The organism is Streptomyces sp. V1I1 (assembly GCF_030817355.1).
Lineage (GTDB): Bacteria > Actinomycetota > Actinomycetes > Streptomycetales > Streptomycetaceae > Streptomyces.
On record NZ_JAUSZH010000001.1, the window covers coordinates 7208452 to 7230377 of the forward strand.

Here is a 21926-nt window from a genome sequence, read left to right on the forward strand (position 1 = left end):
CTCCTTGCCCTGTCCCGCATCCGTACCCTTGCGTGGGGATCACCCCGGCGCCGCCGCCGCGCACACCGCCCGCGCTATCCGGGCCACGTCCTCGTCAGCCGACACAAGCGGCGGCATGGTGTAGACCAGGTCCCGGAAGGGCCGCAGCCACACCCCCTCGCGCACCGCCGCCTCCGTCGCCGCCGCCATGTCCACCTCGTGGTCCAGCTGTACGACGCCGATCGCCCCCAGCACCCGTACGTCCTTCACACCCGGCAGCCCGCGCGCCGGCGCCAGCCCCTGGGCCAGTGCGGCCTCGATCCGCTTGACCTCCTGCTGCCAGTCCTGGCCGAGCAGCAGATCGATCGATGCGCAGGCCACCGCCGAAGCCAGCGGGTTGCCCATGAACGTCGGGCCGTGCGCCAGTACCGGCACCTCGCCCTGGGAGATGCCGTCCGCCACCCGCGAGGTGCACAGCGTCGCCGCCATCGTGAGATAGCCGCCGGTCAGCGCCTTGCCCAGGCACATCACATCCGGCGAGACCCCCGCGTGCTCAGCCGCGAACAGCGCGCCCGTACGGCCGAACCCCGTCGCGATCTCGTCGAAGATCAGCAGCACGCCGTGCTCGTCGCACGCCTCCCGCAGCACCCGCAAATACTCGGGCGAGTGGAACCGCATCCCGCCCGCCCCCTGCACCACGGGCTCCACGATCACCGCGGCCAGCTCGTCCGCGTGCCGCGCGACGGCGTCGCGCAGCTGCTGTGCGTACGACTCCTCGAACCCGACCGGAGGCGCGTCCACGAAGATCTGGCGCGGCAGCACCCCCGACCACAGCTCGTGCATCCCGCCCTCGGGGTCGCACACCGACATCGGCTGCCAGGTGTCCCCGTGGTACCCGCCGCGCCACGTCAGCAGCCGCTGCTTGGCCGGCCGCCCCACCGAGCGCCAGTACTGCAGGCACATCTTCACCGCGACCTCGACCGAGACCGAGCCCGAGTCGCAGAGGAAGACATGGCGCAGCGGCTCGGGCGTGATCTCGACCAGCCGGGCCGCCAGCCGTACGGCGGGCTCGTGCGTGAGCCCGCCGAACATCACATGGCTCATCCGCTCCAGCTGGCTGTGCGCCGCTTCGTTGAGCACCGGGTGGTTGTAGCCGTGGATCGCCGACCACCAGGACGACATGCCGTCGATCAACTCGCGATGCCCGTGGACCGGCTCGGCCAGCCGCAGCCGTATCCCGGACGCCGACTCGACGATCAGCGGATCGCTGCGCCCGGGCATGGGGCCGTACGGATGCCAGACATGCGCCCGGTCCAGTGCCAGCAGCTCGCCGGGGCGGAGACGGGACTCATGCATTGGGCGCCAGATCGGTGCCGGCGCCACGGCGGCGTACCGCGACCAGATCCGTACGGGCGTCCGGCGCTTGTGCCGCCGGCACCTGAGCGGCGGGCTCGCTGTCACCGCACGGCGCGCACCCGCCGGAGTGCGAACCGCAGCCGCCCCCGGCCGCGCTGTCCGTACGGTGTTCCGGCAGCGTCGTCGTGCCCGCGCCCTCCACCTCGAACCCCGCGTCCGCGATCATGTCGAGGTCGGCCTGCCCGGCCTGCCCCTCGCTGGTGAGGTAGTCGCCAAGGAAGATCGAGTTGGCCAGGTGCAGCGCGAGCGGCTGCATCGAGCGCAGATGCACCTCGCGCCCGCCCGCGAGCCGTACCTCCACGTCCGGGCAGACGAACCGGACCATGGCCAGGATGCGCAGCGCGCGCTGCGGGGTGAGGTTCCACTCCTTGGCGAGCGGCGTGCCCTCGAAGGGGATCAGGAAGTTCACCGGCACCGAGTCCGGGTCCAGCTCGCGCAGCGAGAAGACGACATCGACCAGGTCATCGTCGCTCTCGCCCATGCCCGCGATCAGCCCGGAGCAGGCGGAGAGCCCGGCGGCCTGCGCCTGGTGCACCGTGTCCACCCGATCGGCGTACGTGTGGGTGGTGGTGATGTCCCCGTATGTTCCCTCGGACGTGTTGAGGTTGTGGTTGTACGCGTCGGCGCCCGCGGCCCGCAGCCGCTCCGCCTGCCCACCCGAGAGCAGCCCCAGACAGGCGCAGACCTCGACGCCCTCGTTCTGCTCCTTGATCGCCTCGATCGTCTTGGAGACCCGGTCGACGTCGCGGTCCGTCGGGCCGCGGCCGCTGGCCACCAGGCAGACCCGCTTGGCGCCGCCCGCCACCCCCGCCGCGGCAGCCTGCGAGGCCTCGTCGGGCTTCAGCCAGGTGTACTTGAGGATCTCGGCCTTGGAGCCGAGCCGCTGGGAGCAGTACGAGCAGTCCTCGGGGCACAGCCCCGACTTCAGGTTGACGAGATAGTTCAGTTTCACCCGCCGCCCGAACCACTGGCGGCGCACCTTGCCGGCCGCGGTCACCACTTCGAGCAGATCGTCGTCGGAGGTCGCCAGCACGGCGAGCGCTTCTTCACGGGTCGGCAGCTCGCGCCGCAACCCCTTCTCCACCAGCGTGTTCAGCAGGTCCATGGCGCAGATCCTGACGTACGGCACACGTCGTGGCCAAGGAGGAACCCCACAACAGAGCATGTTTGAGGTGTGTGCATGGCCACATCCGCTCCTCGAGTGAGCCCGGTTAGGGTCTGTGCGCTGCCTACAAAAGGACCGGACCACCATGCCCCAGGATCCTTTCGACTGGATCGACGACGAGTCGCGCCGCCGTGAGCGCGCGGGTCTCGTGCGTACGCTCCGGCCGCGCACCGCCGACTCCGAGCTGCTTGATCTCGCCAGCAACGACTATCTGGGCCTCACCCGCCGTCCGGAGATCACCGGCGCGGCGGCCGAGGCGGCCCGCCGCTGGGGAGCGGGGGCCACCGGCTCCCGGCTGGTCACGGGCAGCACAGCGCTCCACGCCGAGCTGGAGCGGGAGCTTGCCGCCTTCTGCGGATTCGAGGCCGCCCTGGTGCTGTCCTCCGGCTATGCCGCGAATCTCGCCGCCGTGACCGCGCTGAGCGGCCGCGGCTCGCTGATCGTCTCCGACGCGGGCAACCACGCCTCGATCGTGGACGGCTGCCGGCTCGCGCGCGCGGAGACCGCGGTCGTCCCGCACGCCGACGTCGACGCCGTACGCAAGACACTCGACGCGGACCCCGGGCGGCGCGCCCTCGCGGTCACCGACTCGGTCTTCTCGGTGGACGGTGACGCCGCTCCGCTGACGGACCTCGCCGAGGCGTGCAGCGAGCACGGCGCCGCGCTGCTCGTCGACGACGCGCACGGTCTCGGCGTACTCGGCGACGGCGGGCGCGGAGCGCTGAACGCCGCGGGCATCGCGGGCGGCGCAGGCGTCGTCGCCACGCTCACCCTCTCCAAGTCCCTGGGCAGCCAGGGCGGAGCGGTCCTCGGCCCGGCCCGGGTGATCGACCACCTGGTCAACACTGCCCGTACCTTCATCTTCGACACGGGCCTGGCGCCTGCCGCCGCGGGAGCCGCGCTGGCGAGCCTGCGACTCCTCGGCCGCGAACCGGCGCTGGCCGAGCGGGCCCGCACGGTCGCCGCGACCCTGCACCGCCGGCTCACGGACGTGGGCCTGACCGCCGCACGGCCGGACGCCGCCGTCGTCTCCGTACGGGCGCCGTCACCGGAGTCCGCTCTGCGCTGGGCCGCCGACTGCCGCGCCGCCGGGCTCGTCGTGGGTTGTTTCCGACCCCCGTCGGTGCCGGACGGCATCTCCCGGATCAGGCTCACGGCGAGGGCAGATCTGACGGATCAGCAGATCGAGGCGGCGATCGCCACGATCACCGGGACCGCGCCCGTCAATTGACCTTCAGCCGACGGTCAATTGACGGTCTTGTCGTGGACCGCGGTCAAAAAGCGGGACCAGGCCTGCGGCGAGAAACGCAGGGACTGCCGCGCGATGTTCTTCGAGTCCCTTACCGCGAGCGTTTCGTCGGGCAGCCGGGCCGCCTCGACGCAGTTGTTCATTCCCGTGCTGCGGCTGCTGGGCCGCCACCGTAGTGAGTCCTGTGCGAGGCGATCGGACATGTGGGGGGTGCCTCCTATGCGCCGTCACTGATCCTTGCGATGAGTCGAATGAGTCCGCTGGTGACAGAGCACGCTTCTGCATCGTATGGAAGGCGGCGCTGTACACCTCCAAGTCCTCTTTTCGCTCGAGGTAGAGGCTACTCGTCAAGTGGTCGCGAACAACCACGCCCAGATCGAAAATGTTCGGAAAGGAGAAGATAAAGGAGAAGATAACGAAAGGGCCGGTGAGTCCTACGTAGCCGCCGACCGAGAACGGCAGTAGCTGGAGGCGCACATGGGGCAGTTGTGCCGTCTCCGCCAGCTGCCGCAGTTGCTCGCGCATCACTCGGCAGCCGCCCACCTCGCGCCGCAGCGCCGCCTCGTCGAGCACCGCGCTCAGCTCCAGCGGCCTCTCCGCGCGCAGCACCGACTGACGGGCGATCCGCACCTCCACCAGCGAGTTGACGCTCTCCACAGGCAGCTCCTCCAGCGCCGCGCGGGTCACCGCACGTGCGTAGTCGGGCGTCTGCAACAGGCCCGGCACCACCGAGGTCTCCAGCGTGCGCGCCGCACATGCATTGGCCTCCAGACTGATGAAGTCCCGGTACTCGGGCGGGATCAGCCCGCGGAACGCATGCCACCAGCCGCTGCCCGCGCCGTCCGCCGCAGCCCGCCAAGTTCTCGAGCAGCGACCGCAGTTGAGGATCACCGACGCCGTACACTTCCAGCAGCAGGGTCACATCGGCTGCCTTGACCCTGCTGGCGCCGGTCTCGATCCGGCTCACCTTCGACTGGTGCCAGCCCGCCAGCCGCCCTGCGTCCCGGCTGGTGAGGCCCGCGTCCAGGCGCAGCCTCCGCAGTTCCTCGCCGAGTTTGCGACGGCGCACCGCGGGACCGTGCCGCATCTCCCGCTCCTTCCCGACTGTGCCCAAATGGTGAGTGTGCCGCCCAAATACGGTCTCGCGTAGCAGAGTTCACCGCTTTGAGCGACAGATATATGCACATCTTGGTGGATCGCCGCCCCTGACGGCACGATAGGTGGCACTCTGGCGCGAAGCGCAATCCGTGGCCGTCCTCGCATTCATCCGCTACGAGTCGGAGCCCGGCCCCGGTGGGAAAGGGACAGCGTCGCCATGGCAGACCATCAGGAAGCCTCCGTCACTCTGCCGAGCGCCCCCGCCTCGGTCTCCGCCGCCCGGAGATACGCCACCGATGTCATCTCCGAATGGGGCCTGCCGGTCGAGACCGAAGCCGTCGACACCGTCCGGCTGATCGTCTCCGAACTCGCCACCAACGCCGTCCAGCACACCTTCGGCCAGTCGCCCACCTTCACCGTGGACCTGCGTCTCGAGCGGGACGAGGAGCTGCGCATCGGCGTCACCGACAGCCACCCCCGCTGGCCGCAGCGGCTGCCCGCCGCCGTCCGCCAGGACAACGGCCGCGGCATGGTCATCATCCGCAGCCTCACCGCGGAGTGCGGCGGACAGCTCTTGGTCACCCCGACCCCGGAGGGCGGCAAGACCGTCTGGATCGTCCTGCCGTGGACCGTACCGGTGCAGAGCTGATCACGGCCCGGCGGTCAGTTTCCCGCGCGGCCGAACGCGCCGCGCAGCAGAGCCCGCAGTGACTCGGCAGCCGGACCCGACTCCTCGCCGCGGTGTGCCACCGAGATCGTCCGCCGGTACGCCGCCGGTTCCAACTGCCGTACGCCGAGCGGCGTCGCGGCCATCGCGGCGACCATCTCCGGCACCACCGCCACCCCGAGCCCCGCGCTGACGAGCGCGCACACCAGCGCATAGCCCGGGGACTCGCAGACCACGGCGGGGCTCGCCCCCGCCTGCGCCAAGGCCCCCTCGACCCCCTTGCGCGACGGATGCGAAGGAGCGCTGCTGATCAGCGGCTGGCCCGCCAGCCCGGCAACCGGCAGCCGGCCCGAGCCGCCCGCGAGCGCATGGCCGGGCGCCGTGACCAGGACCAACTCCTCCACCAGCAGTGGATCCAGCACCACACCCGCGGGCAGCGGCGCCGGTTCGCCCGGTTCGTACGCATGGGTCAGCGCCAGATCCACATCGCCGGCCGCCACGGCCAGGACCCCGGCCGGCGGTTCGTACTCCGCGACGGTGAGCTCCACATCCGGATGCGCACGGCGAAACGCGCTCAGCACCGGCGGCAGCAGATGGATGCCGACCGTCGTGAAGGTGCCCACCCGCAGCCGCCCCCCGGACAGACCTGCCAGCCGCGCCAGCTCGTGCCGCGCCTGCTCCATCTCGTCCAGCACCCGGCGGGCCCGTGTCGCCAGCAGCTCGCCCGCGGCCGTCAGCCGCGCCCCGCGGTGGTGGCGGACCAGCAGAGTCGCCCCCGCCTCGCGCTCCAGCTTGGCCAGTTGCTGGGAGAGCGCGGGTGCGGTGTAGCCCAGGCGGGTTGCGGCCCGGGTGATCGAACCGGCCTCGGCGACCGCCACCAGCGCCGCCAGCCGTGTCGGGTCGTACATGCCACCCCTTAAGCATTGCTTTGGGCAGACCTAGAAGATTGCAAGTACACGCTAAGGCCTGCTCCGGTCCAGGATGGTTTCCATGGACGCACAACTCGTCGCCTTCACCGGGGTCGCCGCGGGCATGGTCGCCATGCCGGGCGCGGATTTCACGGTCGTCGTACGCAACGCCCTCGCCTGCCGGCGCGCGGGCGTGGCCTGCGCCGTCGGCGTCGCCGGGGGACTGCTGGTGCACACCGCGCTCGCGGTGGCGGGGCTCGCGGCGGTTCTGGTCGCGGTGCCGGTGCTGTTCCGCACGCTGCAGATCGTGGGCGGCGCCTATGTGCTCTACCTGGGGGTACGGGCGGTGCGCGGTGCGCTGCGTCCGGCGCCCGCCGGGCCGGACCAGGAGGGCGAGGCGGCCGACGGCGTCGGACGCAGTCTGCGGCAGGGCTTCCTCACCAACGTCCTCAATCCGAAGGCGCCGGTCCTCTTCCTCAGCCTGCTCCCGCAGTTCGTGCCGGACGGTGCGCCGGTGCTGCCGCGCACCTTGCTGCTTGCCGCGATCGTCGTCGTACTGGCGCTGCTCTGGTTCCCGGCGGTGGCGCTGCTGGTGGACCGGCTCGGGACGTGGCTGCGGCGGCCGCGCACCACCCGCGCCGTGGAAGGCGTCACCGGCGGGGCACTCACCGCGCTGGGCGTGACCCTGCTGGCCGAGCCGCTGGCGCACTGAGGCGGTGTGGCGCACCGGGAGCGTGCCCGGTGCGCCACCGGGCCGTCAGCGCACCCGGCCGTACCAGACGCGCTTGGTCCAGATCTTCTCGAGCTTCACCCAGGAGCCCGTCTTGGGCGAGTGCCAGATCTTGCCGCTGCCGGCGTAGATCCCCACGTGGTAGACGCTGCTGCCGGAGTGGAAGAAGACCAGATCCCCTCGCTGGCGCGAGGACGCCGAGACATGGCGGGTCTTGTTGAACTGCTGCTGGGCGGTCCGTGGGAGCTTCTTGCCCGCCTTCTTGTACGAATAGAGCGTCAGCCCCGAGCAGTCGAACCGGGATGGACCCGACGCGCCGTACTTGTACGGCGCTCCCTTCTTGGAAGAGGCAACCTGAAGTGCCTTGTTGGCGTGGGCCGTAGCCGCGAGTGCCTCGGAAGCGGCGCCCGGCACCAGCACTGAGCCGCCGACGGCGGCGAGGGTCAGGGCCGATACGGCGCCTGCCCGGGTCAGCAAAAACGGGACGTGAATCTGCGCAGTCATGCGCAACCCTTCGTCAGCCGCCTGTGAAGGATGACCTGTCGGGTTCGGACGGACGAAGATGCCCGGCCGCGGAATGCGGCTTCACCCCAAGGGACGACCGGACTGTCCGGATGTCCCGTACTGCTTGGGTCCTCCACTCCTGCCGGTGCACTTCTGTCGACCAGACATCCGGAGCGGCGGCAGGACTCGGCGTCCGCCCGGACCGCCCCGCCAGGGATGGCGGGGGCTTGTCGTCCCAGGGATCTTGACCCACACCACGCCGGATTTCCGAGTCGAAACGGCGGTATGTGAACTTCGACACCACTGATCTGTTCGGGTGGACAGAGTTGATTTGGGGCCCGGCTACGGACACCTGAGGACTCCCGCACCAGCAGCGGAACAGCCCATTCCGCCAGATCGGTAGTCGTGGTGCGCAAGTTCTCCGTAGTAGTTCAGGAGACCGCAACTACACCGAATGGGGGACGACTGCAGGTACCCCAATGGCCGTTGACGGAAGCGGAGGATTCGTCAACTCATGGACGCGGGCGGCATCGTCACCCGGCGAGCCCTGCGTTCGCCGTCGAGAACCCTGAGCGCCTCGGCGAGGGCCGACGTATGGACCTCGCTCTCGCCGCGCATATGCATCAGCGTCAGGGCGTCCTTGAGTGCGGTGGCCCGGCCGACCAACGCCTGTGCCGCACGCAGCGCTCCATAGGTGTGCGTTGAGCGGGCCGGATTGATCCGTCCCAGCAGATCGAGGACTTCGAGATAGCTGTCGATGAACTCGCACTCGGCGCGGGTCAGCGCCGGCAGCGGCGGCAGTTCGGGTAGCGGCATCGGGCGCTCACCTGGAACCGGGGGCGGAGAGCGACGCCTTGCGGTTCTTGATCACGTGGTCCACCAATCCGTAGGCCTTGGCGTCCTGCGCTTCGAAGATCTTGTCGCGCTCCAGGTCGGCGGCGATCCGCTCCGGACTCTGGCCGGTGTGGCGTACGAGCATCCCGGCGAGTTGGGCGCGCAGCCGCAGCAACTCCTGTGCCTGGATCTCCAGATCGGACGGCTGGCCCTGCAACGGCTCGTCGAACGCGGGCTGCTGGACGACGATCCGGGCACCGGGCAGTGCCATCCGCTTGCCGGGGGCGCCGGCGGCGAGCAGCAGGGCGGCGGTCGATGCGGCCTGCCCCAGACAGGTCGTCTCCACGTCGCAGGTGACCACCTGCATCGTGTCGTAGATGGCGGACATGGCGCTCAGTGAGCCGCCGGGGGAGTTGATGTAGAGGGAGATGTCCCGGTCCGGGGCGGCGTACTCGAGGTGCAGGAACTGCGCGATCACATCGTTGGCGGCGGTGTCGTCGACGACGGTGCCGAGGAAGATGATCCGCTCGTCGAGCAGCTTGGAGTACGGATCAAGGGTGCGGGATCCGCCGATGGTGCGCTCGGTGAACTGGGGCAGGACGTAGCGGGCGGCAGGGCGGGCAGGGCGGTTCATGACGTACCTCTCCTCGCGCAGGTATAGCTGAGGCCTCTGTAGAAAATGTACAGGACGTACAGGCCGTTATGATGGGGAGCATGGCCTACGAGATTCCGGTGACGCAAGCCCGCGCAGAGCTCGCCGAACTGATCAACCGCGTTGTCTACGGTGGGGAGCGCGTCGTCGTGACCCGGCACGGGAAGCCGCTCGTGGCGCTGGTGTCGGCCGCTGACCTGGAACGACTTGAGAAGGAGCGGGAGGCTGCCGAGGAGCAGGTGATCAGCTCGGTGTCCTCGCTCGGCTCGGTCGCGTCCGCTTCCGGCGAACAGGGACGGTTCGGTCTGGCGGCCGAGCACCGCCGCCCCGACCGGCGCGACTGACCGCGCCCCACCGCGCGCACAGCGCCCCACTGCGCAAAGGACACAGAAAGGGCCGCGCGCCCCCGTCCGCTACAGCGGGGACACGCGGCCGGTCGAAGGGATCGGTCGAAGGGATCAGCCGACCGGTACGGGGGCGGCTTCCCGGCGTTCCGCGGCCACGGCGGGCCGCCCGCCCCGACGCGCTCCCGCCAGCACCGCGGCCAGTCCGAGCGCAGCCCAGAGCGAGAGCGTGAGGACGGCCGCCCCCGCGGCGCTGCCGTCGAAGTACGCCACCGAGCGGAGCAGCGTAGCGCCCGCGCCCGGCGGCAGCGTCTGGCCGAGCGCTCCGGCCGGTTCCGGCAGTAGTTCGGGCGCGCTCGCGGCTCCGGAGAACGGGTTGCCGATCAGCACCATCAGCAGGCCGCCGAGGGCGACTCCCGGTGTGCCGATCAGAGCGCCGAGCCCGGCCACGCCCGCACTCGTGGCGAGAACCGTCAGGGCGAGCACTCCCGCCTCGGCCCACCAGGAGCCGCTGAGCACGCCGAGCCAGCTGTCGGCCAGCGCGACCGCGGTGACACCGGCCAGGACCGAGGCGCCGATCAGCGCGGCCGCCGCGCGCGCCCCGCGCAGCCGCAGCAGGGTGACGACCGCGCCGGTCGCGACGCCTGCCAGCGCCAGCGGCAGGATGCTCGCGCCGAGCGCGCTGCCGCGCGGGTCGCCGGCGGCCGTCGGCACGACATCCGTCACCTGCACCGGGGCGCCGGCCGGAGCCTGCGCGGTGACGGCCTCCTTGAGGAGCTGGGCGACGACAGGGCTCGCCGCCGACGCGGTCAGCAGCTGCGGGCTCCGGTCGGTGACGACCACCGCTCCGTATACGACCCGGTCCTCGATCGCGGTGCGGGCGGCAGCCTCGTCGTCGTAGCGGTGTACGTCGAAGGCTCCCTCCCGCTGCTCGAAGCGCCCCTCAAGCTGGGCGGTCGCGGCGGCAGGACCTGCGATGCCGACGGGCAGGTCGCGGGGTGCGGTACGGGCCGCCGGCCAGGCGAAGGCCCAGAGGGCGAGCGCCACCACGGCGGGGATCAGCACCATCACCGCGACCATGCGGCGGGTGGGCGTAGCGGACATGATGACCCTCGATTCAAAGAGAAGGATCGTTCGTTTTTGTGGTCGGCCTCACTGTCCTGCCGGGATCCGTCCTTGTCAAGAAGGAATGTTCGTTTTAGGTTTGGGGCATGGCCCGCGTATCCCAGGAACACCTCGACGCCCGCCGCCGCCAGATCCTCGACGGCGCCGCCCGATGCTTCGCACGCAACGGCTTCCACGCCACATCGATGCAGGACATCCTGCGCGAGGCAGACCTGTCGGCCGGCGCCGTCTACCGCTACTTCCGCAGCAAGGAGGAGCTGATCGCGGCCATCGCCGACGAAGCATTCGCGGGGATCCGCGGAGCCTTCGAAGAGGCCGCCCGGACCACCCCGCCGCCGACCCCCGACGTACTCCTCGGCCGGGTGCTGCGCCGGATGACTGAGGAGCAGGTGCCCGGCGGGGACAAGCAGGCCTTCGCCCGGCTTGTCGTGCAGGTGTGGACCGAGACGCTGCGCAACGAACAGCTCGCCGCGACCCTCGAGGAGGGCTACGACGGAATGCGCCAGGTGTGGGCGAAGCTCGTCGACGCGTACCGAGACAACGGCCTGATGGGCGCCGACGTACCCGCCGACCATGTGGCCCGCACGCTCATCGCCACAGCCCAGGGCTTCATCGCCCAGCAGGCGCTCTTCGGCGATGTCCAGGTCGATGTGCTGGAGGACGGTCTGCGGGCGCTGATGTCGATGGGGGATACAAAGATCAGTTAACGCGACGGAAAAGATTCCGCCTTACCGTTCAACCCCTGCCCGCGAGGTGCTCGTCTACAGGTCAACGGAGCGTTGACGTGACCTGGAGCCCGCTGCGCCCAGGCGGGCCCGGGCCGGACGACTGTGAGGTGGACGCGTGCAACTCTCCCCGCACGAGCAGGAAAGACTGCTCATTCATGTGGCAGCCGACGTGGCGGAGAAGCGCCGTGCGCGAGGGGTGAAGCTGAACCACCCCGAGTCCGTCGCCCTCATCACCTCGCACATCCTCGAAGGCGCCAGGGACGGACGCACCGTCGCCGAGCTCATGGCATCCGGCCGCAAGGTGCTCACCCGCGCGGACGTCATGGAAGGCGTCCCCGAGATGATCCACGACGTCCAGGTCGAGGCGACCTTCCCGGACGGCACCAAGCTCGTCACCGTCCACGACCCGATCGACTGAGGGGGAGGACCGCCGATGATCCCCGGAGAGATCCTCTACGCCGAAGGGCGCGTTCCCCTCAACGAGGGCCGCGAGGTCACCCGCCTCACCGTCGTCAACGCCGCCGACCGCCCCGTGCAGGTCGGCTCCCACTACCACTTCGCCGAGGCCAACCCCGGTCTGGACTTCGACCGCGCGGCCGCCCGCGGCCTGCGGCTGAACATCGCGGCGGGCACCGCCGTGCGCTTCGAGCCCGGTATCCCCGTCGACGTCGAACTCGTCCCCTTCACCGGACTGCGTGTCATCGCCGGGCTTCGGGGAGAGACCGGAGGTGCGCTCGATGCCTGAACTCAACCGTGCTGTCTACGCCGACCTCTTCGGTCCGACCACCGGCGACCGGATCCGCCTCGCCGACACCGGCCTCTTCGTCGAGATCGAGGAGGACCGCTCCGGCGGCCCCGGACTCGCGGGCGACGAGGCCGTGTTCGGCGGCGGCAAGGTGATCCGCGAGTCAATGGGCCAGTCCCGTACGACTCGTGCCGAAGGCGCACCCGACACGGTGGTCACCGGTGTCGTCATCATCGACCACTGGGGCATCGTCAAAGCCGACATCGGTATCCGCGACGGCCGGATCGCGGGCATCGGCAAGGCCGGCAACCCCGACACGATGGACGGCGTCCACCCGGACCTCGTCATCGGTCCCGAGACCGAGATCATCGCCGGCAACGGGAAGTTCGTCACCGCGGGTGCGATCGACGCGCATGTCCACTTCATTTCGCCGACGATCATCGACCAGGCCCTCGCGACCGGCGTCACCACCCTCGTCGGCGGCGGCACCGGACCGGCCGAAGGCACCAAGGCCACCACCATCACGCCCGGGCCGTGGCACCTTGCCCGGATGTTCGAGGCGATGGACTCCCTGCCCGTCAACATCGGACTGCTCGGCAAGGGCAACACCATGTCCCGCGAGGCGATGCACTCCCAACTGCGCGGCGGGGCGCTCGGGTTCAAGATCCACGAGGACTGGGGCTCGACCCCCGCCGTCATCGACGCCTGCCTGAGCGTCTGCGAGGAGACCGGCGCGCAGCTCGCCATCCACACGGACACGCTGAACGAGGCGGGCTTCGTCGGCGACACCCTCGCCGCCATCGCGGGCCGCACGATTCACGCGTACCACACCGAGGGCGCGGGCGGCGGGCACGCACCGGACATCATCACCGTGGTCTCCGAGCCGTATGTCCTGCCCAGCTCCACCAACCCGACCCGGCCGCACACCGTCAACACCATCGAGGAACACCTCGACATGCTGATGGTCTGCCACCACCTCAACCCGTCCGTGCCCGAGGACCTCGCCTTCGCCGAGTCACGGATCCGGCCCTCCACCATCGCGGCCGAGGACATACTGCACGACCTGGGCGCCATCTCGATCATCTCCTCCGACTCCCAGGCCATGGGCCGTGTCGGCGAAGTGATCATGCGTACCTGGCAGACCGCGCATGTGATGAAGAAGCGCCGGGGCGCACTGCCCGGGGACGGCCGTGCCGACAACCACCGCGCACGTCGCTATGTCGCCAAATACACCATCAACCCCGCGGTCGCACAGGGCCTCGACCACGAGATCGGCTCGGTGGAGACCGGCAAGCTCGCCGACCTGGTGCTGTGGGACCCGGCGTTCTTCGGCGTCAAGCCGCTCCTCGTCATCAAGGGCGGGCAGATCGCGTACGCGCAGATGGGCGACGCCAACGCCTCCATCCCGACCCCGCAGCCCGTCATGCCGAGGCCGATGTTCGGTGCGCTGGGGCGGGCAGCGTCGGTGAGTTCGGTCAACTTCGTCGCCGAGGCGGCGATCGAGGACGGACTGCCCGAACGCCTGGGCCTGGCCAAGAAGTTCACGCCGATCACCAGCACCCGGCACGTCACCAAGGCCGATATGCGGGAGAACGACGCCCGGCCGCGAGTCGAGGTCGACGCCGACACCTTCACGGTGAGAATCGACGGCGAGCCGGTCGAGCCGGCCCCCGCCGCCGAACTCCCCATGGCCCAGCGCTACTTCCTCTTCTGATGAGCCGCGATGAGTAGAGCAGCCCTGCTGGTCCTCGCCGACGGCCGGTTTCCCGCCGGTGGGCACGCCCACTCCGGTGGAGTCGAACCGGCCGTCAAGGCGGGGCGGATCCGCGATGCCCGGGACCTGGCGGAGTTCTGCCGGGGGCGGCTGCACACCACCGGCCTCACCTCGGCGGCGCTGGCCGCCGCGGCGGCCCTGGGCCTCGACCCCTTGGAGCTGGACGACGCGGCCGACGCCCGTACCCCCTCGCCCGCGTTGCGGGCCACCGCCCGCAAGCTCGGCCGGCAGATGATGCGCGCAGCTCGCTCCACCTGGCCCAGCACCGAACTCGACGCGCTGGCCGCCGCCCGCCCGCGCGGCGCCCACCAGCCGATCGTCCTCGGGCTCGCAGCCCGCTGCGCCGGACTCGGCCCCGAGGACGCCGCGCACTGTGCGGCGTACGAGACGGTCAGCGGTCCGGCCACCGCTGCCGTACGCCTCCTCAGCCTGGACCCCTTCGAGGCCACCGCAGTCCTCGCTCGCCTCGCACCCGAACTCGACCAGGTCGCCGAACGGGCGGCACGGGCCGCGCACGACGGCATCGACGCGCTGCCCGCCGCATCAGCGCCGCTGCTCGACATCACGGCTCAGGCCCATGCCGCCTGGCCCGTACGCCTCTTCGCCTCGTAGGACATCAAGGAGCCGCACCATGCACCTCGACCACTCCCACGACGGTCCTGCCGCCGTCAGCGCCGACGCCGTGCGCCCCGACGGCAGCCGGCGCGCCCTGCGCATCGGCCTCGGCGGACCCGTCGGTTCCGGCAAGACCGCCACCGTCGCCGCGCTCTGCGGCGAACTGCGCGACCAGCTGTCCATCGCCGTCGTCACCAACGACATCTACACCCGCGAGGACGCCGAATTCCTGCTCCGTCACGCCGTACTGCCGCCCGAGCGCATCCAGGCCGTCGAGACCGGCGCCTGCCCGCACACCGCAATCCGCGACGACATCTCCGCCAACCTCGAAGCCGTCGAGGATCTCGAGGAGAGCGTCGGCCCGCTCGATCTGATCCTCGTCGAGTCCGGCGGTGACAATCTCACCGCGACCTTCTCCAAGGGCCTCGTCGATGCCCAGATCTTTGTCATCGACGTCGCGGGCGGCGACGACATCCCCCGCAAGGGCGGTCCCGGCGTCACCACTGCCGACCTTCTCGTCATCAACAAGACCGACCTCGCGCCCCACGTCGGATCCGATCTGCAGCGCATGGCTCGCGACGCCAAGGAGCAGCGCGGTGAACTCCCCGTCGCCTTCACCTCGTTGAAGGGCGAGGAAGGCGTCGGCCCGGTCGCCGACTGGGTGCGCGCACAGTTCGCCGCCTGGACCGCATGAGCATCCAGGCCACCGCCCGTATCGTCGCCACCCGCGACGGCCTGCCGGTGCTGGTGAGCGACGGGCCGCTCGCCGTGCGCCGCACCCGCGGCACGGGCCCGTACACCCGCGTCACCGTCGTCGGCGCGATGAGCGCGCCGCTCGGCGGCGACCGGCTCGCCATCGAGGCTGACGTGGGGGAGGGGGCGCGGCTCCTCGTCGACTCCGCCGCCGCGACCATCGCGCTGCCCGGGCCGACCCCCGAACAGGCCCGCTACGACGTGCGGCTGACGGTCGGTGAGGACGCCGAGCTGCGCTGGCTGCCGGAACAGCTCATCTCCGCGTACGGCAGCGATCTGCGCATGCGTACGCGGGTCGAACTGGCCGCCACCGCACGGCTGGTGCTGCGCGAGGAGCAGATCCTGGGCCGGTACGGCGAACAGTCCGGCACCCTCGCCACCCGCCTCACCGTCCACCGCGCCGGACGCCCCCTGCTCGACCAGGAGCTCGGCTACGGCCCCGGCGCACCCGGCGGCTGGGACGGCGCCGCGGTCCTCGCCGGTCACCGGGCGGTGGGGCAACTCCTCGTCGTTGACCCGCAGTTCGAGGACAAGCCCGCCGAGCCCCAGTTGCTCGGTGAGACCGCGGCCCTCACGCCGCTCGCCGGTCCGGCCTTTCTGGTCACCGCCGTCGCACCGGACGCCCGCCAACTGCGGCGCGTACTCGATCAGGTGCTACAGGCCCAACTGCCCGGCTGACAGCACCGCTCAGCGGGACACCTCACACCGGTTATTGGTTCGGTAAAGAACACCAGTACGGCCTGTTCCCGGAAGCCCCGCAGACGAAAGGATCCCCCGGAGACTCGAAAACTGAAGGGGGATTTTTACGTGAGACGCACAGCAGTGCTCGGCTCGGCCGGCACTCTGGTCGCGGGCACCCTCATAGCGGGCGCGATCGCGGCTCCGGCGGCAAGTGCCGAAGGCAGCAACAGTGGCTGGTCCGAGGCACGCGGTGTTCAGGTCGCCGCCGAGCGGGCCGCCAAGAAGGGCATCGACTGGACGGACTGTCCGGCGGACTGGGGGATCGCCAAGCCCATCCAGTGCGGCTGGGTGAGCGTTCCGCTCGACTACGCGCGGCCGAACGGCAAGCAGATCAAGATTGCCGTCGACCGGATCGGCAACACCGGTTCCCAGGCCGATCGCCAAGGCGCCCTCATCTACAACCCGGGCGGCCCCGGCGGCTCGGGCATGCGCTTCCCGACCCGGGTCACGAACAAGAACCCGCTCTGGGCGGGCACCGCCAAGGCGTACGACTTCGTGGGCTTCGACCCGCGGGGCGTCGGTCACTCGACGCCGATCTCCTGTGTCGACCCGCAGGAGTTCGTCAAGGCGCCGAAGGCCGACCCGGTACCCGACAGCGAGGCCGACAAGCGCGCCCAGCGCAAGCTCGCCGCGGAGTACGCGGACGGGTGCGCCGAGCGCAGCGGCTGGATGCTGCCGCACATGACCACGCCGAACACCGCGCGCGACCTGGATGTCGTCCGGGCCGCCCTCGGTGAGAAAAAGCTCAACTTCCTGGGCGTCTCCTACGGCACCTACATCGGCGCGGTCTACGCGACGCTCTTCCCCGGCCATGTCCGCCGGATGATCGTCGACAGCGTCGTCAACCCGTCGCGGGAGAAGATCTGGTACGAGGCCAACCTCGACCAGGACGTCGCCTTCCAGATGCGCTGGGACGACTGGAAGGCCTGGGTCGCCAAGAACGACGCGGCCTTCCACATCGGGGACACCCCCGAGAAGGTCGAGCAGCAGTGGCTGAAGCTGCGGGCCACCGCCAAGAAGAGCCCGCTCGGCGGGGTCGTCGGACCGGCGGAGCTCATCGGCTTCTTCCAGAGCGCTCCGTACTACGACTCCTCCTGGGTGCCCGTCGCCCAGACCTGGAGCAAGTACCTCGCCGGTGACACCCAGGCACTGGTCGACGCCGCGGCACCCGACCTGTCCGACACCGCCGGCAACATCGCCTCGGAGAACGGCAACGCCGTCTACACGGCCGTCGAGTGCGCGGACGCCAAGTGGCCGACCAGCTGGCGGAAGTGGGACCGGGACAACACCCGGCTCCACCAGGACTATCCCTTCATGACGTGGGCCAACGCCTGGATGAACCTCCCGTGCGCCACCTGGTCGTCCAAGCAGCAGACCCCGCTGTACGTGAAGTCGGGCAAGGGTCTGCCGCCGGTGCTCATCGTGCAGTCGACCCGTGACGCCGCCACTCCCTTCGAGGGCGCCGTCGAGCTGCACAAGCGGCTCAGGGGTTCGCGGCTGATCACCGAGAAGGACGCCGGTTCGCACGGTGTGACCGGCCTGGTCAACCCGTGCATCAACCAGCGGGTGGATGCCTACCTGCTCAGCGGCAAGCTGGACAGCAGCGATGTGACGTGCGCTCCGCACGCCACGCCGAAGCCGTAAGGCACAGCGATACGGGGGAGGGGCGGCCGGTCACGGCCGCCCCTCCTTCGCGTCCGGACCGGCTCACCGCGTTGCCTTCAGCCAGGAGTCCTCCGCCGCGTAGTCGAACCAGTCGTCCTCGTACTTGACGAGGCCGCTGAAGACCTCGCGCCAGTGCCGGCCGTCGAGCTGCCGGGCCAGCCACTCGACGGTCGCCGGCAGAGCTGCGGCGTAGCTCGTGACGGCCCGGTAGCCCAACTCCCGCTCGGCCGCCGTCATGTCGTACACGATCGGACGGTCCACCCCCCACGGGGTGAGCCCCACCGTCCCCACCGGCGCCGGTCCGTCGACGAGGACGGTCTCGCTCGTCACACCGAGCGCCGCATCCACTCCCGCGCTGATCTCCCGGACCGTCGGCACGTCCGGATCAGCGGCGTTGAGCACCCGCGAGCCCGGCTTCGCCGCCGCCAGCCGGATCAACTCGGCGAGATTGCCGACATGGACGGGGTGGAAGCGCGACTGCCCGTTGTACGCGAGGATGCGCACCGGCCGCCGGTCCAGCGCCCGCTTCACGAAGAACAGTTCGCGCGGACCACGGCAGTACGGTCCGTGGATCGCGCCCGCGCGCAGCAGCGTCGTCGGCAGCCCGGCGCCCGCCGCCAGCAGATCCCGCTCCAGAGCCACCTTCCGGGTGCCGTAGCTCGCCTTCCCGGGCGCCACGGTGCGCTGCGTCTCCGGGATCGGCACCGGGTAGGCCGGGAAGCCGTCGGGTTCGTCCTGGGTGTCGAAGCTGCGGCCCTTGTCGTCCTTGTACACCGCGCCGCTGGAGATCACCACCGCCGAGCCGATCCGGTCCGCGAGGCTCTTCAACTGCCGTGCGTGGGCCGGTCCGTACGCCACCATGTCCACCAACACGTCACAGCCGTCGCCGAGCACGGCGGCCAGCGCGGCATCGTCCTCCCGGTCGGCCCGCACTGTCCGCACCTCGCCGGGCCAGTCCGCGTCGCGGCCGCCGCCGCGCGACACCGCCCGCACCTCCCAGCCGTCCGCGGCGAGTGCGCGCACCGCGGCCCGCCCCACCTGCCCGGTCGCTCCCAGCACAACTGCGCTTCTCGTGGTCATGGGAGGCACGCTAGGCGGGCGCCGGACGCCGGGCCCAGAGAGGTTCGCCGAGCGCGGATCCGCTCTCAGCTTCTGCGCCGCGGGAACTTCCTGGGCTGCTCCAGCTCCGCTTTGACGTCGGCTGCGTAACGGTCCACGTACTCCTGGCCGGACAGGCCGAGAATCGCGTACATGATCTCGTCGGTGACGGCGCGGATCGCCGCCTTCTCGTTCTCCATTCCCTCATAACGCGAGAAGTCCAGCGGCTCCCCGAACCGCACGGTGACCCGCTTGATCTTCGGCAGGACCTGCCCCGGCGGCTGGATCTCGAACGTTCCGACCATCGCGCACGGCACCACCGGCACCTGCGCCTTGAGTGCCATCACGGCGACGCCGACCTTGCCCTTGTAGAGCCTGCCGTCGTGCGAGCGCGTGCCCTCGGGATAGATCCCCAGCAGCTCGCCCTTGCTCAGCACGCCGAGCCCCTCGCGGATCGCCGCCTTCCCGGCCTCCTTGCCGGAGCGGTCCACCGGGATCTGCCCGGCGCTGCGGAAGAACGCCGCGGTCAGCCTGCCTTTCAGTCCCGGCCCGGTGAAGTACTCGGCCTTCGCGAGGAAGGTGATGCGCCGTTTGATGATTGCCGGCATCAGGAAGTGGTCCGAGAACGACAGATGATTGCCCGCGACGATCGCAGCGCCCTCGGCCGGGATGTGCTCGAGTCCCTCGATCCTGGGCCGGAACAGCAACCGCAACAGCGGCCCCAGAATGACGTATTTGAGCACGTAGTAGAACACGGGGGGCGCTCCTCACTCCGCGGGACCGGCTCCAGGGCCACGTTGTGCCAGGTCATCAGGCATGCCGGGAGGGATCAGTGTAAGTGCAGGATCGCCACGTGTAAGCGTCTGCGATCAGACACATCCTGACTCGATCCGACCCCCCTGACGTCATGTCAGGCGCTTTGAGCGGCATCCACGCGCCCAGCAGGGCCGCCCCGGCCGTCACAGGCCCGGCCGCCGTCCGTGAGCCTCGCGAAGGACCGCCGCCGGTGACCCGGCGGCGGGGTACCGGTGCTGCCGCCGTTTGCCGACAGCGGGCCTGGGCACTCGCCCGGCAGGAATGATCGGCGGAGTCGATGGGACAGGCACCCCCACCCGGGCCCGCTGCCAGGGCCCGACCCGGCACCTGAGCCCACCACCTGAATCCGGCCGGACGGCAGCTGCTCCCCCGGAGGAGGCCATGACCGCGACCGACGCACTCGCGCACTACCGCGGCAAACGCGATTTCTCGAAGACCGCGGAGCCCAGGGGCGGCCGCACCGGCCGGACCGAGCAGCCCGCCTTCGTCGTACAGATTCATGACGCGAGCACCACGCACTTCGACTTCCGGCTGGAGGTCGACGGGGTCCTGAAGTCGTGGGCGATCCCCAAGGGACCCTCCAGCGACCCCCATGACAAGCGCCTCGCCATGCCGACGGAGGACCATCCACTCGAGTACGCGGAGTTCGAGGGCGTCATCGCGGAGGGCGAGTACGGCGGAGGAACCGTCATCGTCTGGGACGAGGGCACCTACCGCAACCTCACCAGCGACAAGCACGGCCATGAGACCCCGTTCGCCGAAGCGCTGGACCGCGGCCACGCCTCGTTCTGGCTGGATGGCACCAAACTGCACGGCGGCTACGCACTCACCCGCATCCGCACCGTCAAGGACGAGGGCCGCGAGGCATGGCTGCTGGTCAAGCAGGCCGACCGGCACGCCTCCTCCCACGGCGCTCCCGCGCCGACACGGGCCCGCTCTGCGCTCACCGGCCGCACCCTCAAGCGGGTGGCGGCCGAGGCCACGGCGAAAGGCTCGTGATGAGCACGCTGCTGGATCGCCTGCCCGCCGAGCAGCGCGGCCGGGTACGGCCCGTGGCGCACGGGGCAGCCGGGCGGGTGGCCGAACAGCCCATGCTCGCCGTACTCAGCGTCCGCCGCTCCTTCGACGACGGCTGGGTCTTCGAGCCCAAGCTGGACGGCGTACGAGCCATCGGGCTGCGTGACGGCGACCTGCGCCACCGTCTCGACGGCCGCCAGCAGGGCCGCTCCCCGTTCGACGACGAGATCCGGGAACGAGCAGTCCACTGGGTGCGACCGGAACTGGTCGCGCAGATCGGATTCACCGAGTGGACACGCACCGGCATGCTGCGCCACCCCCGATTCCTGGGACTGCGCGACGACAAACGCGCCGCCGACGTGGTCCGCGAGCAACCCGTGGGAGGACCCCGATGAGCCCCGCACTGGAGATTCCCGCCGGGCGCCGCACCGTACGTATCAACCGGCCGGACAAGGTGCTCTTCCCCGGCGAGGGAATCACCAAGGCCGACCTCGCGGAGTACTACCGCACCGTCGCCCGGCGCATGCTGCCCCAGCTGCGCGGGCGGCCGCTGATGATGGAGCGCCACCCGGACGGAATCGACGGCCAGTCGTTCATGCACAAGGACGTGCCCGGCCACTTCCCCGACTGGATCCACCGGGTCGAACTGCCCAAGGAGGACGGCACCGTCACATACGTGCTCTGCGACGACACGGCCACCCTGCTCTACCTCGCCGACCAGGCGTGCATCACACCCCACCGCTGGCTGTCCAGGGCCGACCGCCCGGACCACCCCGACCGGCTGGTGTTCGACCTCGACCCGCCCGGGGACGACTTCACTCCCGTACGCGAGGCCGCCAGGGCGCTGCACCAGCTCCTGGACGAACTGAAGCTGCCGTCGGCCGTGATGACCACCGGCTCCCGCGGACTGCACGTCGTGGTGCCCCTGGACCGCCGCGCCCCCTTCGACGATGTACGCGACTTCGCCCGCGACGTTGCAGAGCTGCTCGCCGCACGCCACCCCGACGCCCTCACCACCGCACCACGGAAACAGGCCCGGCGTGGTCGCCTCTACCTCGACGTCCAGCGCAACGCCTACGGCCAGACGACCGTCGCGCCCTACGCCGTACGGGCCCGCCCCGGCGCTCCGGTCGCCACGCCGCTGGCCTGGCCGGAGGCCGACGATCCGGACCTCGACGCCGGCCGCTGGACGGTGAAGACCGTCACGGACCGCCTGGACAGCGACCCCTGGCAGGACGCCCTGCGCCGCGGCCGCTCACTGGGCCCTGCCCGCCGCCGACTGGCTGCGCTCGGAGGCGGCTGA

Annotated in this window: 24 protein-coding genes, 2 pseudogenes and 1 riboswitch; of the genes and pseudogenes, 15 read left to right on the plus strand and 11 right to left on the minus strand. The window is 70.6% G+C overall.

Features of this window, described 5'->3' with window-relative positions:
• Positions 1 to 39 precede the first annotated feature (39 nt).
• Both QFZ67_RS33810 and bioB read right to left on the minus strand, forming a co-directional pair.
• Positions 40 to 1335: an adenosylmethionine--8-amino-7-oxononanoate transaminase gene (locus QFZ67_RS33810; RefSeq protein ID WP_307664834.1), complete on the minus strand. Its 1296-nt coding sequence runs from the start codon at positions 1333 to 1335 to the stop codon at positions 40 to 42.
• Positions 1328 to 2500, minus strand: a complete 1173-nt coding sequence (gene bioB, locus QFZ67_RS33815) for a biotin synthase BioB (RefSeq protein WP_307664835.1) — start codon at positions 2498 to 2500, stop codon at positions 1328 to 1330. Before bioB ends, QFZ67_RS33810 begins: the two co-directional genes overlap by 8 nt.
• Before the next feature lie 145 nt (positions 2501 to 2645).
• Between bioB and QFZ67_RS33820 the strand changes: the two genes are divergently transcribed.
• Positions 2646 to 3791, plus strand: coding sequence for an 8-amino-7-oxononanoate synthase (locus QFZ67_RS33820; protein ID WP_307664836.1), 1146 nt, complete (start codon positions 2646 to 2648; stop codon positions 3789 to 3791).
• Positions 3792 to 3805: 14 nt separating this feature from the next.
• Here the strand turns inward: QFZ67_RS33820 and QFZ67_RS33825 are convergent, their stop codons facing one another.
• Positions 3806 to 4012, minus strand: coding sequence for a DUF397 domain-containing protein (locus QFZ67_RS33825; RefSeq protein ID WP_307664837.1), 207 nt, complete (start codon positions 4010 to 4012; stop codon positions 3806 to 3808).
• 14 nt (positions 4013 to 4026) lie between these two features.
• Positions 4027 to 4896 (minus strand): annotated as a pseudogene (locus QFZ67_RS33830) (helix-turn-helix domain-containing protein).
• A gap of 228 nt (positions 4897 to 5124) precedes the next feature.
• Between QFZ67_RS33830 and QFZ67_RS33835 the strand changes: the two are divergent.
• Positions 5125 to 5556, plus strand: coding sequence for an ATP-binding protein (locus QFZ67_RS33835; RefSeq protein ID WP_307664838.1), 432 nt, complete (start codon positions 5125 to 5127; stop codon positions 5554 to 5556).
• A 14-nt stretch (positions 5557 to 5570) separates the two neighbouring features.
• Here the strand turns inward: QFZ67_RS33835 and QFZ67_RS33840 are convergent, their stop codons facing one another.
• Entirely contained in the window at positions 5571 to 6482 is a 912-nt protein-coding gene (locus QFZ67_RS33840; RefSeq protein WP_307664839.1) for a LysR family transcriptional regulator, read from the minus strand.
• Between the two features lie 82 nt (positions 6483 to 6564).
• Between QFZ67_RS33840 and QFZ67_RS33845 the strand changes: the two genes are divergently transcribed.
• The gene (locus tag QFZ67_RS33845; protein WP_307664840.1) at positions 6565 to 7194 is read left to right on the plus strand and encodes a LysE family translocator; all 630 of its coding nucleotides are present in this window, start codon (positions 6565 to 6567) and stop codon (positions 7192 to 7194) included.
• Between the two features lie 45 nt (positions 7195 to 7239).
• On the opposite strand, the gene QFZ67_RS33850 is transcribed toward QFZ67_RS33845, so the two are convergent.
• The 3 genes from QFZ67_RS33850 to QFZ67_RS33860 form a co-directional block, all read right to left on the minus strand.
• A complete protein-coding gene (locus QFZ67_RS33850) occupies positions 7240 to 7716 on the minus strand; it encodes a C40 family peptidase (protein ID WP_307664841.1) in 477 nt (158 codons plus the stop codon).
• A 2-nt stretch (positions 7717 to 7718) separates the two neighbouring features.
• Positions 7719 to 7905: riboswitch (cyclic di-AMP (ydaO/yuaA leader) on the minus strand.
• Between the two features lie 318 nt (positions 7906 to 8223).
• Positions 8224 to 8532 (minus strand): hypothetical protein, encoded by a 309-nt coding sequence (locus tag QFZ67_RS33855; protein WP_307664842.1) that lies wholly within the window; start codon positions 8530 to 8532, stop codon positions 8224 to 8226.
• Between the two features lie 7 nt (positions 8533 to 8539).
• Positions 8540 to 9184: an ATP-dependent Clp protease proteolytic subunit gene (locus QFZ67_RS33860; RefSeq protein ID WP_307664843.1), complete on the minus strand. Its 645-nt coding sequence runs from the start codon at positions 9182 to 9184 to the stop codon at positions 8540 to 8542.
• An 80-nt stretch (positions 9185 to 9264) separates the two neighbouring features.
• On the opposite strand from QFZ67_RS33860, the gene QFZ67_RS33865 reads away from it, so the two are divergent.
• A complete protein-coding gene (locus tag QFZ67_RS33865) occupies positions 9265 to 9546 on the plus strand; it encodes a type II toxin-antitoxin system Phd/YefM family antitoxin (protein ID WP_307664844.1) in 282 nt (93 codons plus the stop codon).
• Between the two features lie 114 nt (positions 9547 to 9660).
• On the opposite strand, the gene QFZ67_RS33870 is transcribed toward QFZ67_RS33865, so the two are convergent.
• Positions 9661 to 10650, minus strand: coding sequence for an ABC transporter permease (locus QFZ67_RS33870; protein WP_307664845.1), 990 nt, complete (start codon positions 10648 to 10650; stop codon positions 9661 to 9663).
• A gap of 107 nt (positions 10651 to 10757) precedes the next feature.
• Between QFZ67_RS33870 and QFZ67_RS33875 the strand changes: the two genes are divergently transcribed.
• The 8 genes from QFZ67_RS33875 (at position 10758) to QFZ67_RS33910 (ending at position 17671) form a co-directional block, all read left to right on the plus strand.
• Complete coding sequence (locus QFZ67_RS33875) at positions 10758 to 11378, plus strand: TetR/AcrR family transcriptional regulator (protein WP_307664847.1); 621 nt, start codon at positions 10758 to 10760, stop codon at positions 11376 to 11378.
• Positions 11379 to 11514: 136 nt separating this feature from the next.
• Positions 11515 to 11817 (plus strand): urease subunit gamma, encoded by a 303-nt coding sequence (locus tag QFZ67_RS33880; protein ID WP_307664848.1) that lies wholly within the window; start codon positions 11515 to 11517, stop codon positions 11815 to 11817.
• A 15-nt stretch (positions 11818 to 11832) separates the two neighbouring features.
• Positions 11833 to 12144, plus strand: a complete 312-nt coding sequence (locus QFZ67_RS33885) for an urease subunit beta (protein ID WP_307664849.1) — start codon at positions 11833 to 11835, stop codon at positions 12142 to 12144.
• Positions 12137 to 13858: an urease subunit alpha gene (locus QFZ67_RS33890; RefSeq protein ID WP_307664850.1), complete on the plus strand. Its 1722-nt coding sequence runs from the start codon at positions 12137 to 12139 to the stop codon at positions 13856 to 13858. The genes QFZ67_RS33885 and QFZ67_RS33890 overlap by 8 nt, the downstream gene beginning before the upstream one ends.
• A gap of 9 nt (positions 13859 to 13867) precedes the next feature.
• The gene (locus QFZ67_RS33895) at positions 13868 to 14530 is read left to right on the plus strand and encodes an urease accessory protein UreF (protein WP_307664851.1); all 663 of its coding nucleotides are present in this window, start codon (positions 13868 to 13870) and stop codon (positions 14528 to 14530) included.
• Positions 14531 to 14549: 19 nt separating this feature from the next.
• Positions 14550 to 15227: an urease accessory protein UreG gene (gene ureG / locus QFZ67_RS33900; protein WP_307664852.1), complete on the plus strand. Its 678-nt coding sequence runs from the start codon at positions 14550 to 14552 to the stop codon at positions 15225 to 15227.
• A complete protein-coding gene (locus QFZ67_RS33905; protein ID WP_307664853.1) occupies positions 15224 to 15964 on the plus strand; it encodes an urease accessory protein UreD in 741 nt (246 codons plus the stop codon). The genes ureG and QFZ67_RS33905 overlap by 4 nt, the downstream gene beginning before the upstream one ends.
• Positions 15965 to 16093: 129 nt before the next feature.
• Entirely contained in the window at positions 16094 to 17671 is a 1578-nt protein-coding gene (locus tag QFZ67_RS33910) for an alpha/beta hydrolase (protein WP_307664854.1), read from the plus strand.
• Between the two features lie 63 nt (positions 17672 to 17734).
• Here QFZ67_RS33910 and QFZ67_RS33915 read toward each other — a convergent pair whose 3' ends face one another.
• On the minus strand, positions 17735 to 18772 hold the full coding sequence (locus QFZ67_RS33915) for an NAD(P)-dependent oxidoreductase (protein WP_307664855.1): 1038 nt from the start codon (positions 18770 to 18772) through the stop codon (positions 17735 to 17737).
• A 65-nt stretch (positions 18773 to 18837) separates the two neighbouring features.
• Positions 18838 to 19545, minus strand: a complete 708-nt coding sequence (locus tag QFZ67_RS33920; protein WP_307664856.1) for a 1-acyl-sn-glycerol-3-phosphate acyltransferase — start codon at positions 19543 to 19545, stop codon at positions 18838 to 18840.
• 442 nt (positions 19546 to 19987) lie between these two features.
• Here QFZ67_RS33920 and QFZ67_RS33925 point away from each other — a divergent pair, with 442 nt between their 5' ends.
• From QFZ67_RS33925 to ligD, 3 genes and pseudogenes are all read left to right on the plus strand, one after another.
• Entirely contained in the window at positions 19988 to 20605 is a 618-nt protein-coding gene (locus tag QFZ67_RS33925) for a DNA polymerase ligase N-terminal domain-containing protein (RefSeq protein ID WP_307664857.1), read from the plus strand.
• Positions 20606 to 20793: 188 nt separating this feature from the next.
• Positions 20794 to 21018 (plus strand): annotated as a pseudogene (locus QFZ67_RS33930) (ATP-dependent DNA ligase); the annotation flags it as partial.
• Positions 21015 to 21926, plus strand: coding sequence for a non-homologous end-joining DNA ligase (gene ligD / locus QFZ67_RS33935; RefSeq protein WP_307664858.1), 912 nt, complete (start codon positions 21015 to 21017; stop codon positions 21924 to 21926). The pseudogene QFZ67_RS33930 and the gene ligD, both read left to right, overlap by 4 nt.